The sequence below is a fragment of the Baaleninema sp. genome, from assembly GCF_049974805.1.
Classification (GTDB): Bacteria; Cyanobacteriota; Cyanobacteriia; order Cyanobacteriales; family Geitlerinemataceae; genus Baaleninema.
Genome location: NZ_JBNGCO010000003.1, coordinates 52,188 through 66,600 on the forward strand (window position 1 = coordinate 52,188; position 14,413 = coordinate 66,600).

Genomic DNA, 14,413 nt, shown 5'->3' on the forward strand with positions numbered 1-14,413 from the left:
CCCAAGCGGCGATCGAGCGCGATCGAATTGGATAGTTAATAATCAGTAATTAATAGTACTTCAATCGCCCCCCGCCGTTCGAGGGCGGGCTGTTCAATACGCGACCGCATAGACTGAACCGATTATGCCACGACCCACTGTCATTCTTCCCGGCTATTTTGCCAGTGCCGATGATTACCAAATCTTAGCCGAACAACTTCGAGGCTTGGGGATTCCCACCGCTGTTGTACCGCTGCGGAAATCCAGTTGGATTCCGACGTTGGGGGGACGGTCGATCGTTCCGATTTTACGGGAAATCGATCGAACTGTCTGCGAAATGCTCATCCGACACGACGCCAGCGAAGTGGATTTGGTGGGACATTCCGCCGGAGGTTGGATTGGGCGCATTTACCTCGGCGAAAAACCCTATTGCATCCACGGCGACGTCACTGAAGACACGCCGGGACTCTGGAACGCGCGATCGAGAATTCGATCGCTCGTCTGTCTCGGAACTCCCCACACCAGCCAAGAATACTGGACGCGACGCAACCTCGATTTTGTCAACGATAACTATCCCGGCGCGTTCTATCCCGACGTGCGCTATCTCTGCGTTGCTGGAAAATCCGTTTTCGGACGCCGCCGCCTGGGAGGGGGTCAGTGGTTGGCGTACAACAGTTACCAACTCACCTGCGGTGAAGCCAACACCTGGGGCGATGGCATCACTCCCATCGCAGCGGCACATTTAACGGGGGCAGAAAACATCACCCTCGAGGAAGTCTGGCATTCTCCGCGATCGCCCGGTCGTTGGTACGGTTCTGAAGATGTGGTTCCGCTGTGGAGTTCGTTTCTACTGGATTCGGTGGGTTGAATTCGGCGGGTTTGAAAAGCGTTTTGCGCCAGATATCCGGCATCTCCAAGATGCCGGGGATCTCACACTTTCTCAGTCTAACTACTCTCAAAAAATGCTATAAAACTTCGTGAATATAACGATGTTGTTTGACGTTATCTTCCGTGGAAACCACTCGTTCGATATTCAACAATCGCTTCCGTTCCAAATTATGATTGAATTGGTCGAAGGTCGTCCCCACTTCAATATGTTGTTGAGCTTCCGGACGCTTTTTATAAGTCCGAACTGCTGCGATGAGGCGTTCGACAATCTCTTCCCCCAATTGGCAATCCGGCGGGAACGTTTGAGGCACCTTAAACGTCGTGCCGTCGAGGAGTTCTCCCACCGTCGTGGCACAGGCGAGTTTATAAGAGGTGGGAATTCCTTTTAAAAGAGCTTCCAGGGCAGAAGACGGAATCGGTTCGACAACTTGCACCGGATGAATTTCGTCCTCTTCGCGCACGAAGCAGACGGCTAAACCGATGACGATATAATCGTCAGGGGTGATATCGGGCGCGTTCGGTAAGGCAGTGGCCGAAGTCATATTCACCAGGGAAAAAATCTTGCCATCGCGAGCATTCTAACAAACGGCTCTCGGACCTGCTCTGTAAATCTTACAAATCTTTAGGTTGTTTGAGTTTGCATGGGTATTTTTTCCCTGTTTTCTCGGGGAACTATCCGGATAAGATCGATCGACACCGTACAGAGAAACCAATCTCGATCGATTGTCAACCCCCAGTTTGTCATGGTTCGCCGAAAATCTCGTCACACGCCACGCCGCCAACGCCCATCGCGAAAGGAACGATCGCCGCAACCCTGGTTTTACCTGATGGGAACCAGTGCTGGAATTGCCACGGCGCTCGTCGCCAGCAATTATTACGGTGATGTCTTGTTCGATGTAGACCCGGACGAATACCCCGATCCCGATATTTCTTCACCGGAGGCCGTTTCGTCGGATATGTTGCGCCCCATCGTCTCCCCGCCGGAAATTTGGGAAGACGTGGTGGCGGGGGAAGTGGAACTGTGGAAACGGGATTTTACGGCGTTAGCGGAGCGCGTGAAAGCCGATATAGACGAGAAACTGGCGCGTCCGAAATCCCTCCCCGAACAGGCGATCGCCTCGGTGAAAGGGGCGAAACCCTGGCAACAGAACCTCGCCCAACGCACGCGACAACATATTGAAAAACGGGCGCATCGTTTGTTACAGTCAGCGTTCGATCGCGCTCAAAAACGAGATTTCGCTGCGGCGATCGCCTTTCTCGAACAAGTTCCCAAAAGCGCCTCGATTCACGAAAAAGCCGAACTGAAACTCATCGAATATCGCCAGCAGTGGAACGTACAATCTGAATATTGGCTCTATCGCGCCAAATACCTAGCTTACGGGGGAGATTTTGCCGGAGCTTTATCGTACCTGCGCCAAATTCCCGCCGAAACTTCTGCCTATCGAGAAGCCCAAGCGAAAATTCCCCTTTACGTGAAGTCGCGCAACCAACAAGCTGAAGCCCTACTCGCCCAAGCTTCGCAAGTCGCCCAGCGGGGGGCTTATGCTTTAGCGAATCAATATTTACGCATGATTCCTCAAGAAGCCCCCGCCTACGCCGTTGCCAAAGATCGCCTCATTGAATACAGCCAGAAAATCTACGCCACCGCCCAACTCGAGCGATCGCGCCAACCTTCGTAAGGAAACCGCGAACAGTCGTAGGGCCTGTGACGCGGGCGGACAATCTTGGCCGAAGTCAGGTCAATGTGATGTTACCGCGTCAGGCACCGCCCCTTTAACTTATCAATTGTCAATTGTCAGGGGCTTAACAACAAATCGAACAAGCCTTCATCGAGTTCGTAGCCTAGCATTTGGGACATGGACTGTACGCGGCTGCGATTGGGGAGACCTTGTTGGGAGAGCCAATTGGCAATCGTAAAGATTTTGTTCATTAAAAAGATTTCCAGAGCTTCTGGGTTATACTGAATGCCCTCCGTGCGGTGAAATTCGTGAGGGACGAGCATGGCAGCGTAGCGAGCGAGTTCGCCGTGTTTCCAATCGAGGAAGATCGGCAACCAGGGATAACGAGCGTCGAGGCGGATAAACCACAACCGCACTTCAGGAATTTCTGACAGTTCGCGGGGATCGGTGGGATCGCGGGGGAAATCGATCGAAAAGCGCAGGGACTGCTCGGCCTGTTCGATCGATTCTCGGTTGGCAATTGGTTCGATGGCCGCGATCGCCGCAGACAAGTCCAATTTCGCGATCGCCGTCGCGTCGAGGTGAATTTCAGTGGTCATGGTAGCCCGAAGGTCGAAAATTTCCGAAAACGGTCTTAGATAGGATTTTTAAATACCCTACTCGATCGCAGTTCTGTTTCGCTACCCGGTACGGGCGATCGCAGACGTTTTCCAGACGCCTACGATACAATAAAAGAAAACGGAGCGATACGAACGTTCCCGGTATAAGACAATTTTCCAACTCGGTCAGGACTTCTTTAAAATTAAGTCGAACCGACAAGGAAGACTCAAAGCTTAAGATAAAAGCATACGAAGTTTACTGTTGAGAGCCAACCATTCAGACTGATGAAACATGAGGCGGTCGCTGTGAAACCCATTCGATCCTTACAAGACGCGCTCGAACGGTGTCAGGCATTAGGTATGAGACTGAGCCGCCAGCGTCGGTTGATTTTAGAGTTATTGTGGGAGGTTCCCGATCACCTCTGCGCGCGGGACATCTACGATCGACTCAGCCGCGCTGGAAAAGAAATCGGTTACACCTCGGTGTACCAAAATTTAGAGGCACTATCGAGTCAAGGCATCATCGAATGTATCGAGCGTTCTGACGGTCGCTTGTATGGCAATATTAGCGATTCTCACAGCCACGTCAACTGTCTCGATACCCAACAAATTCTGGACGTTTTCGTGGAACTTCCGCCAGAATTTATCGCCAAAATTGAAGCGGAAACCGGAATCCGAATTACTGACTACCGTATCGATTTTTACGGCTATCAAACCCAAGATGGAGTATCGGAAACTGAGAATGCCGAATCTCCCATCGACCAGACCTCCGATCGCAGCGAGATCGATCGGATTTCCGTTTCTGAAGGCTTATCCGAAGAAGCGATCGCCTCTTAAAGCGAACGTCAATTGCCCGTAAAATTCAGCTAAAATACAACCCGGTTTCCCGAGAAACCGGGAATTTTTGTAGTGTGACTCGGTAACATCCCCTTGACTCGCTTCGGACAAGATTTTCCGGACGCGTTACCGCACCCTACCGTTATCAATTCTCAATTCTCAATTCTCAATTCCTTCGCCGTGACTTCAAACAAACTGCGATCGCCGAAATTCCTCCACCGCTCTCCCGCCAACCTCTCGATTCGTCTGATGTGGGTGGGGTTGGGAATTACCGTCGTTTTCGTCGTCATCGCCTGCTTTGCGCCGCTGTTTCAGGCGTGGGGATGGATTCAAAGCCCTACGGAACTGCTCAGCAATCCCATCCATCACCCTCCTTCCGCCGAACATTGGTTCGGAACGACGCGACAGGGATACGATGTCTTTTCTCGTACCCTATTCGGCAGTCAGGCGGCGTTGAAAGTGGTGATTCTCGCGACGTTGATGAGTCTTCTCATCGGCGTTCCCCTGGGGTTAGCCAGCGGCTATTTAGGCGGCACTCTCGATCGACTGCTGTTATTTTTAATGGACGCAATTTATACGCTTCCGGGGTTGTTGCTGTCGATTACGCTGGCGTTTGTCGTCGGACGGGGACTCGTTAACGCGGCCATCGCCCTCAGTATCGCCTACGTTCCCCAGTATTACCGCATCGTTCGCAACCACACCGTTAGCATCAAAACCGAACTCTACGTGGAAGCCGCTCAAGCGATGGGAGCCTCCACTTGGCATGTTTTATCTCGCTATCTCTTCGCCAACGCCATTCAAAGCGTTCCCGTGTTGTTTACCCTCAACGCCGCCGACGCCATTTTGATTTTGGGAAGTTTGGGATTTTTGGGGTTGGGACTTCCCGAAACCACGCCGGAATGGGGAAACGATTTGCGACAAGCTCTCGAAGCCTTACCGACGGGAATTTGGTGGACGGCGTTTTTCCCCGGAATGACCATGACGCTGATGGTGGTGGGGTTATCGATGTTGGGGGAAGGTCTCAACGAGTTCGTCAACCCCAAGCTTCGACAAAACCGTTAGTCGATCGCTCTCTGGGGGAGAGATTTTGGCAAAATTGGGAGTCAGTTGTTTGAGTCGCTGACAAATTTCGAGAAATTCGGTTTCGATGAGATGGTGATTTTCCGCCGTTAAGGGGGGAACGTGAACGAACAGTCCCATTGTGGGAAGGCGGCGCGATCGAATGTCCGATAAAAGGCGATAGTAGAGGTCGTTACAGACGAAATTTCCGGCGTCGTAACTGATTTCCGTCATCGAGAGTTCCGACACCAACGACGGAACGTCTACAGGAGTTCGACACACCGACGAACCCTGTTTGGCTTGCACTTCCACGGCCAGGGTCGATCGTGATTCTGCCATACCACAACAGACGACCCAGCGAGGGCGAAACCGACGCAATCGATCGAGTACGATGGCCGAGGCAATTTGGGTATCGACGCGCAAACGACGCACCAACAAGGACGACGGCGGCAGGCGATCGAGCTGATGTAACGCCGCAAGCAGTTCGTCGCTGGAGTTAGAGGTCTGGTGAGGCAACCAAGTATCGAAGGAGGTGAAGGCGAAATCGTAATTCATAGCCAATCTTCGCACCAAGGGCAAAACTATCATCGATCCTTCGTATTTTCACCGATTTGTAAATTTACTTCAGTGACAAAGGTTGCCAAACGGTTAGGATTTGCTGAATTTTGCGGTTTCCGTTTAGCGGTGCGATCGACTCTCTGACAACGCCGCGATGACCGCCTCCACGCTGCGATCGTGCCACGCCATCATCCCGTGAGGAAAGACATGGACTCGGACGGTTTTTCCCACAGGCAAACAGCAGCTGTTTGCGGGAACGATTATAAAATCCCAAGGAGTCCAAATCGAAACGGTTTCGACGCCATCGAGCAATTCCACATCTCGATTCAAATCCTCTAACAACAAACTCCCCGGACGCATTTCTAAGGCGGTGGTTCGCGGAAAACCGTAAGCAGTCCAAGTCCCGAAATGGGGCGAGGCGATGGCGACAAACCGCCGCAGTCGATCGAGTCCCCCCAACCGTTGCAAATAGTAGCGACTGACGATCCCTCCCATACTCAACCCCACCAAATCGAAGGGTTCGCCGTCGTCAAAGTGGGTCGTGACTTTTAAGCTGTTCGGCGACTTCCGTTAAACTCAACGCTCCGAACTGATGGTACAAATCCGGGGCGGTGACGTCATATCCCAGCGTTTTCAAGCGAGACGCCAGTTTGCGGAACACCCGCGACTGTCTGAAAATGCCGTGAACTAAAACCACTCGTTTCATTTCGTTTCAATGAGATTTCGGCGAGAAAGAGCTTCCGGAGAAGGGGAGAAGGGGAGAAGGGGAGAAATTATCAATGGTCAATTCTCAGATGATTTGCAGTAAGAAAAACGCGGCGGCTGCGGTACCGACGGGAACGCTGAAGTTGTCGAATCCCCAGTTTGAGAAGGATTCTAAGCCCGTGGCGATCGCTGCCACAATCGCCGATATCCAGAGAATATGTGCGATCGAACCATCAGAGGCGGACAACACCAGCGTACTGACGAGATAACTCACGCCGAACATCGTCAGCGTACCTTCAACGCTTTTTTTCATCCCGAAAACCCGATAGGGATGTTTGCCGAAATTTTGACCGACGAGGGCGGCGAGTCCGTCTCCCCACGCCATGACGAGAATACCCAAAGCCGCGTAATAGGGTTGTTCGATTTCCCAAAACCAGCCAATGAGAACGCCCATACTGACAGCGTAGAAAAAGGTTCCCCAACTTTGGCGTCCGACGCCGTTAATCCCCGGAAAAATCGGCAATCGGTGAGAGAGTAAAGCGATCGATCCCGCGACGATAGCGGCTCCCACCCCTACCCAGGCGGGAATTTCAAACATCCACGCCAGTAAAATGACGTTTCCCGTCCCGATATGAACGATTTTTCGAGTCACCTCCGAGGTGGTGTGTTTGAACTGGTAGAGGCTTTCGGCGACGGTGAGGATGACCCCCAACCAGACTAAGACGAGTCCGCCGGAGAGCCAAAGGGGAACGCGGAGTTCGGAAAAGCCGATATCTGCTGCCATTAGGACCATCAATTCTGCGATCGCGTCATGTCAATATTGTTAATGTAGACGATCGCGAGTCGCCACCGGACTCGATCGAGACAACAAATAGATGATAAACAACCTCCTAAAAGCCCTATTGCTGGGATTGATTCGAGCCTATCGCCTGTTAATTTCCCCTTGGACGATGCCCTCCTGTCGGTTTCGTCCCACTTGTTCCCAGTATGCGATCGAAGCCATCGAACGGTTCGGACTGTGGCGTGGCGCTTGGCTGGCGCTGCGTCGCCTGTTGCGCTGTCACCCCTTCCATCCCGGCGGTTACGATCCCGTCCCCCCCCTCGAGGGCGACGAATCCTGTCAGCATTAGGGGAATCTAGAACTTTGTCCCAATAAGACGTTCCGTCACAGTTTGTAACTGTGCTAAGTTTTATTACGAACCGCACAGAGGAGAACATCTGTTTATGGATTCGCTAATTCCCGAGTCGATTAAACCCTGGTTAAATTTCGGGCATCCCCTACTCATGTGGGTGCTGTTAGCTGTAGCCCTGTACGCGGGCTATACAGGTATGAAAGTCCGCAAAACCCGTTCGGCGACGGGTGAAGAAAAGAAAGAGTTAGTCAAAGGACAATTCCGAACCAAACACTTTCAAATTGGCTCGTTACTGTTAGCCGGAATGGTTCTCGGCACCCTTGGCGGTATGGCAGTCACCTATATCAACAACGGTAAATTGTTCCTCGGACCTCACCTGCTCGTCGGTTTGGGGATGACGGGATTAATTGCGATTTCTGCCTCTCTCGCGCCGTTGATGCAAAACGGAAAAGACTGGGCGCGTTACACGCACATTGCTGCAAACACGCTGCTCGTGGGTTTGTTTGCATGGCAAGCGGTGACGGGCATGGATATTGTCTCGCGCATTCTCGATAACTTTTAATGAATAGATGGCGTTCGACAGGCTGAATTTGACAATTGGGGCAATTAGAGAACGGTTTGAAATTGCCAAATCGAACCGATACGATCTCATTTAGAATTCCAAGAAAAACCCGGCTTTTTATCAAAAGTCGGCTTTTTTACGGTCAACTCAAGCCAACTTCTTCAAGTAACAATATTCGTCAAATCGAGTCAGTCTAACTCGCCGCCGCTTCGACCACGGGCGTACAGTAAAAACTGGTACGAACCTTACGAAGTTTGCGATAGGTTTCGAGAGCGTCTTGACCGAGTGTAGCGTGAAAGTCTTCTTGGACTTTGTGAGTCAGACGACGGGAAACTTGTTTAACGATTTGCGCGATCAGACGATCGCCCGTTTTTTGAATCAAAGCAGGGGACAAAGCCAAGATAAATTTCGGGAAACACACCCCCACCGCCAAATCGAGTTGCCATTCAACGCGGGTAATGGGGCGGCCGTCGGAATCCGCAACCCTCGAGAGAATTTGACGAGCTTGGAACTCCACTTCGTAACCCGGTGCGACATAATCGGGAATTGGAATGGTTTCGATATCGTAAACCCCATCGTGTTGGGGAACCAATTCCAAGCCGATTTTCGGTTCCACGTGATAGCCTAACGCGCCAAAACGCCCGATGGTGAGGGCGTAGCCGTTGGGACTGAGGGGTTTGACTTGCATCGGTGCCGCGCAGCGAGGAAACCATCCCTGATGTGCGTCTAAATAATCGGCGACGGTGTCGGCGTCGGCGTACATTTCCATGACCCCAGTAAACTGGCTGCGAAACCAGAATAGGCGATCGCTCTCGAGTGATTCTGTAGCGGCATCCCCGATATCGAGGGCGGTTGCAGTAAGACTGCCCAATTGCGGCTCGTTAATAGACGACTGCATAGTCGATGCTTCCTTGCGTGCTGAGTTGGCGTACCTAGACTTTCAAATAAGTCCCTCCTATTTCTAGGTTACTCGCTCGATCGAGGGATGCAATGAGTGTTTTCTCGGAAATTTTAACAAATCTCTTTGAAAACCTTACGCTGTGGCATCGCAGTCGCCACAGCGATTTCACCGCAATTCATCGAACTCAGGAATTCACAACAAAACGGCATCGTTGTCAACCGCACGATCGCGCGACTTTTTGTAAAAAAAAATACAGCTATCTCGAAATTTTTTAAAGAATTGACGAAGGACTTCGAGGGGTCGCTTCAGCAATTTTAGCGGTTGTGAAGGCGATCGATCGACCCGGCAGATCTGGAGGATCTGCCTCCGACAAGCGCCAAAAATCGCAGTAGAATGGCGACGGTACGTCATTTCACCTGACAAAACCATGAAAGCATTTGTCGCAGGAGCCACCGGAGAAACCGGACGTCGTATCGTCGCCGAACTCGTCCGACGAGACATCCCCGTTCGCGCCCTCGTGCGCAACCTCGATCGCGCCCGAGATCTCCTTCCCCCCCAAGCCGAACTCGTCACGGGAGACGTACTCCAACCGGACAGCCTCCCCGAAGCCATCGGCGATAGTACCATAGTCTTATGCGCCACAGGCGCCCAACCCAGCCTCGACCCCACCCGTCCCTACAAAGTCGATCTCGAAGGCACGAAACACCTCGTCGATGCCGCCCGAGATAAGGGTATCCAACAGTTTGTTCTCGTCAGTTCCCTCTGCGTGTCGCAGTTTTTCCATCCGCTCAACCTGTTCTGGTTGGTGTTGTACTGGAAAAAACAAGCCGAAGAATACCTGCAAACAAGCGGCTTGACCTATACGATCGTCCGTCCCGGCGGCTTGAAAAACGAAGACAGCGCCTCCCCCATCATCATGCGCTCCGCCGATAGCCTGTTCGAGGGGAGCATTCCTCGCGCCAAAGTCGCTCGCGTTTGTGTCGAAGCGTTGTTTTGTCCCGACGCTCGCAATAAAATTGTTGAGATCGTCGCCAAAGCTGACGCCCCAAAAACCGAGATCGCGCAACTGTTCGCAGGCGTAGGTTAGCGCCTCACATCAGGGAGAAACAACCGTGTTGGTCAATCGAATCGTACCGTGGGGTCTCGCGGCCTTCATCGCCGGCGCAACCGTAAACTGGACGATCTCGACGGCGATCGACCTACCCCCCGCCCTCGCCGTCACCGAACGCCTCAACCTTCCCTTACAACGGGAAGCCGGGGAATCCTACGTGCAAATGCTGCAACGGGCGGAAGACTTAGCCCAAGGGGAAGTTCAACGCCTGTTCGATACCGATATCGTCGTCAGCGACGTTTCGATCATCGTCATGGGAGAAAACGAGGGACTCGTCGCCCCCCTGCTCTCGGTGGACGTGCGCCGCGACCAATGGAGAGGGGAACCTGACGTCACGACTTGGGCGCGATACTATCCCAATACCCGCGAACTCCTCGGTTTCGACGCGATCCCTGCCGAACCGGCGCCGAGCGACAGCGAGCCAGTTCTCGGGACCGGAGACGTACAGGTGACGTTACGCTGGGAGACCACCGACGATCTCGATCTCGCCGTCACCGATCCTAACGGGAACACGGCCTTTTTCGGGAATCCCTCTGTGGCATCGGGAGGACAGTTAGACGTAGACTCGAACGCCGGATGTATGAATTCCACTTCAAACCCCGTCGAAAACGTATTTTGGCCGACGGGGGAGGCGCCGGAAGGAGAATATTTAGTGTCTGTGACGCTGTTTACCCGCTGTACTACCTCCTCAGAACCGATTCCCTTCGAGCTGACGATTCTCACTCAGGGCGAAACCCGCACGGAAACGGGAACTGTGAGCAACGACCAAACTACAGTGACCTTCCCGTTTTCGCTCCCGCCAACGACTCTGTCCCCTTGATGCGCCTGGCCTCTACCTGCGATCGCCGTTCTCAACAACCCCAGTCGCGGCGCGAAGATCCTAACGGTTTCATCGGACAGAGGACGGGGGGCATTTCAAAGAAAGTCAAAATATCCACTTAGAAAAACCCGGTATCTCTAAGAGACGGGATATCGGGTTTCTGACGATTTGCATGTTTGAGATGCCCCCGATGAGGGAGACGCCTTTGAGAAATTTGTTGATGAGCGGCGACGATAAGCCTATTTTGTCCGTCCGGTTGAATTCCGACTAAGAATTAAACTTTAAATTATAGCAATCCTAAGTCAATTTTGGAAATTAATAGAAGTGACACTCAACCTCGAACAAAGGTATTTAGTATGGCTATCAGTCGATCGTTTAATAGTCTCCAATAAAACAGCAAACAAACATCAAAGTTTTTATTACGTTTCCTCGAATCCAATTCCCTAAGTTATAAAGTAATCAATTCAAAAAACGGGTTAAAGACTTCATATGACCGTTCCATCTAACGACCGACAAACCTCCGAATCTTCAACGCTATTCGAGCGTTTAGTCTCTTTAGCCGGGGTATTTTTAAAACTTGGAACCATCGGCTTCGGCGGTCCCCAAGCCCACATTGCAATGATTAATAACGAAGCCGTCGTGCGTCGAAATTGGATGACGCAACAGCAGTTTACAGAAGGACTGGCGGTGTGTCAGATGTTACCGGGTCCGGCTTCGACGCAAATGGGAATTTACACCGGATATATCCGGGCGGGGCAACTGGGTGCGTTGGTGGCGGGATTCTGTTTTATCGCCCCGGCGTTTCTAATTGTGGTGGCGTTGTCCTGGGGATATTTTCAGTTTCAAGGGGTGCCTCAAATCGAGGCGTTATTTTTAGGAATTTCCCCCATCGTCACGGCGATCGTGTTTGGCTTTTGTTGGAAATTAGCTAAAAAAACGCTTTCAAATCGGGCGGGCTGGGCGATTTCGATCGCCATTTTTCTGTTGATGTTTCTGGCGAAAATTAACGTTTTAATTTTATTTTTGTTGGCGGGGGCGTTCGGTTTGTATTTATACGCGCCCCAAAAACCAAACGCCGCTTGGTTGACGCCCACGCTGCCGACAGTTTGGGGAACGGCGAAGCCTTCAAACGTACTCCAAACTCTAGTTTCTGAAAGTTTCTGGGGCTGGGAACGAATTGCTGTTTTTGGCTTGCCTCTGGTGTGGTTTTTCGTGAAAGTTGGCAGTTTGATTTTTGGCGGGGGATTGGTGATTATTCCCCTGATTGAATTCGAGGTGGTCGATCGCCTGCAATGGTTGACGCGAGAAGAGTTCATCAACGGCGTCGCCATCGGGCAGTTGAGTCCGGGTCCTGTGGTTCTGACGGCGGCATTTGTCGGCTATAAAGTATCCGGAGTTTTAGGGGCGTTAGCGGCGTCTGTGGGGGTGTTTTTCCCTTCTTTTGCCTTCATTATGTTGGCAATGCCCGTTTGGTTGCGATTGCGAGAAAATCCCTGGATTCAAGCCTTTTTAAAAGGCGTCACCCCTGCCGTTCTCGGTGCGATCGCCGCTGCCGCCATTCCCCTGGCTCAAGCCTCGCTCACTCAGGAGACGATTGGGAAATCGGTATTAGCGGGCGGAATAGGCATCGCCGCGATGGTGGCACTGTTGCGGTTTAAAGTCGCCACGTGGCAGTTGATTTTAGCGGGGGCAGCAATCGGTTTGTTCGTCGCGTGGGTTCAACCTTGAAAGCTCGTTCCCAAACCCCTGTCTTCAACGCCAATCGTGACTCTTCGGAAAACGCTTATCGCAACAGGGCTTCGAGTTTTTGTTCTTCCCAGAGCGATCGATACAATCCCGGCTGTTCCACAAGGGCTTTATGGCTGCCGTTCTGCACGATTTTACCTTCGTCGAGAACGAAAATTCGATCGGCGGTGGCCGCCGCCGAAAGCTGGTGAGAGACAAACAACACCGTTTTCCGCTGCGTTCCCGCCGAGAGTTCTTCCAAAATCCGCGTGGCGGTCTGATTGTCCACGCTGGAAAGAGCGTCGTCGAGAATCAAAATCGGGGCGTCTGTCAACAAGGCTCTCGCTAACGCCGTCCGCTGTCGCTGTCCGCCCGAAAGGGTAATTCCCCGTTCGCCGACGACGGTATCGTACTGTTTGGGGAAGTTGAGAATTTCCTCGTGAATTTGGGCTAATTTCGCCGCCCGTTCCACTTCCGCTTGAGAGGCGGTGGGGTTGCCGTAGCGGATGTTATCGCGAATCGTGGTACTGAAGAGAAAACTATCTTGCGGCACTACGGCGATCGATCCTCGCAAATCCTGCAACCGCAGTTTCGTCACGTCGTACCCGTCGAGAAACAATCGTTCGGCTTCGATATCCAACACCCGAGGAATGGCGTTGGCGAGGGTAGATTTCCCCGAACCAATCGAACCGACAACGGCGACGGTTTCCCCCGGTTCGATGTCGAAACTGACATCGTTTAAGGCCGGAGTTTCCGCACTGGGATAGGTATAACTGAGATGGCGGGCGTCGAGGCGTCCGAGGGCTTCCTCTGGTGGAAGGGCGATGGCGTCTGGGGCTTCTTGAATTTTCGATTCCGTGGTGAAAATCGATTCGATGCGATCGATACTCACCTCACCCCGTTGGTACACCGTCAGCGTAAAGCCCAACAACGCCGTGGGAAACACCAACCGTTCCACGTACAAAATCAACGCCACGAAATCCCCGACATCGATGGCGCCGTCGGCGATACTCCCGGCACCAAACGCCAGCAACACCAACAAACTCGCCCCCGCCAACCCCTGCAAAAAGGGAAACAGAATCGTTCGGGTTCGGGCTAAGGCCAAATTACTTTCAAGTAACTGTTCGTTGACGTGACGAAACGCCCGTTGTTCGTTCTTCTCTTGTCCGTAAATCTTCACCAGAGAAATCCCGCTCATATCCTCTTGAATCAGTTCGCTGACGCGGGAAAGTTTTTCTTGTACGTCGAGTTGTTGGGTTCGCAGTCGTCCGCTAAACAGCCATACGATGAAAAACATCGCCGGGTACACCGCCAAGGCCAAGACCGTCAGTCTCACGTTAATCGACAGCATCACGGGAAGCGTCAACGCATAGGCGAAAAGCGTATTCAACAGACTGAGAACGGCAAATCCCAACAGGCGACGAATGTTGTCTACATCGCTGGTGGCGCGGTTGATGAGGTCGCCAATGGTACTTTTAGAAAAATAACCGGCGTCCAGGTGCAGCAAATGTTGGAAAATGCGCTGTTTGAGATCGAATTCTACCTGACGCCCAATTCCGAACAGTAACATCCGCGACGCCACCCGAATCCCCCACATGACGCTGGCGAGGAGGAAAATGAGAATGACGTACCGTTGAACGCGATCGAAACTGAAGGTGACTTGCAACTCGTCGATACCGTTGCGAATCAGCCAGGGAATATATACTCCCAAGGCGTTCACGATGAGGAGGGCGATCGTTCCCAACACCGCCTGTTTCCAGTGCGGCTTGAGATAGAAAAACAGTTTGTCGAGTTTGGAACGAGTCATTAAACTTCCAGCGAGGACGAGGCTACGAGCTAGACATCTATCTTAAAGCA

17 protein-coding genes are annotated in these 14,413 nt (G+C 52.3%); 9 read left to right on the forward strand and 8 right to left on the reverse strand.

The genetic code is table 11. The features are described from left to right. The first annotated feature begins 124 nt into the window (after positions 1-124). Positions 125-847 (forward strand): esterase/lipase family protein, encoded by a 723-nt coding sequence (locus ACP5D4_RS01240; protein ID WP_428009797.1) that lies wholly within the window; start codon positions 125-127, stop codon positions 845-847. A 97-nt stretch (positions 848-944) separates the two neighbouring features. Here the strand turns inward: ACP5D4_RS01240 and ACP5D4_RS01245 are convergent, their stop codons facing one another. Further along, positions 945-1,409 carry a hypothetical protein gene (locus ACP5D4_RS01245; protein ID WP_428009798.1) on the reverse strand — a complete coding sequence of 155 codons (465 nt, stop codon included), beginning with the start codon at positions 1,407-1,409 and terminating at the stop codon, positions 945-947. A gap of 201 nt (positions 1,410-1,610) precedes the next feature. Between ACP5D4_RS01245 and ACP5D4_RS01250 the strand changes: the two genes are divergently transcribed. Further along, a complete protein-coding gene (locus ACP5D4_RS01250) occupies positions 1,611-2,546 on the forward strand; it encodes a hypothetical protein (RefSeq protein ID WP_428009799.1) in 936 nt (311 codons plus the stop codon). Positions 2,547-2,662: 116 nt separating this feature from the next. On the opposite strand, the gene ACP5D4_RS01255 is transcribed toward ACP5D4_RS01250, so the two are convergent. Further along, positions 2,663-3,145 (reverse strand): CRR6 family NdhI maturation factor, encoded by a 483-nt coding sequence (locus ACP5D4_RS01255; RefSeq protein WP_428009800.1) that lies wholly within the window; start codon positions 3,143-3,145, stop codon positions 2,663-2,665. Between the two features lie 306 nt (positions 3,146-3,451). Here ACP5D4_RS01255 and ACP5D4_RS01260 point away from each other — a divergent pair, with 306 nt between their 5' ends. After that, the gene (locus ACP5D4_RS01260) at positions 3,452-3,982 is read left to right on the forward strand and encodes a Fur family transcriptional regulator (protein WP_428009801.1); all 531 of its coding nucleotides are present in this window, start codon (positions 3,452-3,454) and stop codon (positions 3,980-3,982) included. Positions 3,983-4,162: 180 nt separating this feature from the next. Then, entirely contained in the window at positions 4,163-5,044 is an 882-nt protein-coding gene (locus ACP5D4_RS01265; RefSeq protein ID WP_428009802.1) for an ABC transporter permease, read from the forward strand. On the opposite strand, the gene ACP5D4_RS01270 is transcribed toward ACP5D4_RS01265, so the two are convergent. From ACP5D4_RS01270 to ACP5D4_RS01285, 4 genes are all read right to left on the reverse strand, one after another. Continuing rightward, a complete protein-coding gene (locus ACP5D4_RS01270) occupies positions 4,982-5,596 on the reverse strand; it encodes a peptidase C15 (protein WP_428009803.1) in 615 nt (204 codons plus the stop codon). The genes ACP5D4_RS01265 and ACP5D4_RS01270 overlap by 63 nt on opposite strands. 123 nt (positions 5,597-5,719) lie before the next feature. Continuing rightward, a complete protein-coding gene (locus ACP5D4_RS01275) occupies positions 5,720-6,094 on the reverse strand; it encodes a hypothetical protein (RefSeq protein WP_428009804.1) in 375 nt (124 codons plus the stop codon). 34 nt (positions 6,095-6,128) lie between these two features. Further along, the gene (locus ACP5D4_RS01280) at positions 6,129-6,305 is read right to left on the reverse strand and encodes a hypothetical protein (protein WP_428009805.1); all 177 of its coding nucleotides are present in this window, start codon (positions 6,303-6,305) and stop codon (positions 6,129-6,131) included. Positions 6,306-6,389: 84 nt separating this feature from the next. Then, a complete protein-coding gene (locus ACP5D4_RS01285) occupies positions 6,390-7,088 on the reverse strand; it encodes a diacylglycerol/polyprenol kinase family protein (RefSeq protein ID WP_428009806.1) in 699 nt (232 codons plus the stop codon). A 91-nt stretch (positions 7,089-7,179) separates the two neighbouring features. Between ACP5D4_RS01285 and yidD the strand changes: the two genes are divergently transcribed. Together yidD and ACP5D4_RS01295 are read left to right on the forward strand one after the other, a co-directional pair. Next, complete coding sequence (gene yidD / locus ACP5D4_RS01290; RefSeq protein ID WP_428009807.1) at positions 7,180-7,434, forward strand: membrane protein insertion efficiency factor YidD; 255 nt, start codon at positions 7,180-7,182, stop codon at positions 7,432-7,434. 94 nt (positions 7,435-7,528) lie between these two features. Next, on the forward strand, positions 7,529-7,999 hold the full coding sequence (locus tag ACP5D4_RS01295; protein ID WP_428009808.1) for a DUF4079 domain-containing protein: 471 nt from the start codon (positions 7,529-7,531) through the stop codon (positions 7,997-7,999). A gap of 193 nt (positions 8,000-8,192) precedes the next feature. Here the strand turns inward: ACP5D4_RS01295 and ACP5D4_RS01300 are convergent, their stop codons facing one another. After that, positions 8,193-8,897, reverse strand: coding sequence for a DUF1997 domain-containing protein (locus ACP5D4_RS01300; protein WP_428009809.1), 705 nt, complete (start codon positions 8,895-8,897; stop codon positions 8,193-8,195). 430 nt (positions 8,898-9,327) lie between these two features. Here ACP5D4_RS01300 and ACP5D4_RS01305 point away from each other — a divergent pair, with 430 nt between their 5' ends. The 3 genes from ACP5D4_RS01305 to chrA all read left to right on the forward strand — a co-directional run bounded on the left by ACP5D4_RS01305 (position 9,328) and on the right by chrA (position 12,559). After that, positions 9,328-9,987 (forward strand): NAD(P)H-binding protein, encoded by a 660-nt coding sequence (locus ACP5D4_RS01305; protein ID WP_428009810.1) that lies wholly within the window; start codon positions 9,328-9,330, stop codon positions 9,985-9,987. 25 nt (positions 9,988-10,012) lie between these two features. Continuing rightward, positions 10,013-10,831 carry a YfaP family protein gene (locus tag ACP5D4_RS01310; RefSeq protein WP_428009811.1) on the forward strand — a complete coding sequence of 273 codons (819 nt, stop codon included), beginning with the start codon at positions 10,013-10,015 and terminating at the stop codon, positions 10,829-10,831. 489 nt (positions 10,832-11,320) lie between these two features. Beyond that, entirely contained in the window at positions 11,321-12,559 is a 1,239-nt protein-coding gene (gene chrA, locus ACP5D4_RS01315) for a chromate efflux transporter (RefSeq protein WP_428009812.1), read from the forward strand. A gap of 55 nt (positions 12,560-12,614) precedes the next feature. Here chrA and ACP5D4_RS01320 read toward each other — a convergent pair whose 3' ends face one another. Then, positions 12,615-14,363, reverse strand: a complete 1,749-nt coding sequence (locus ACP5D4_RS01320; RefSeq protein ID WP_428009813.1) for an ABC transporter ATP-binding protein — start codon at positions 14,361-14,363, stop codon at positions 12,615-12,617. Positions 14,364-14,413 lie beyond the last annotated feature (50 nt).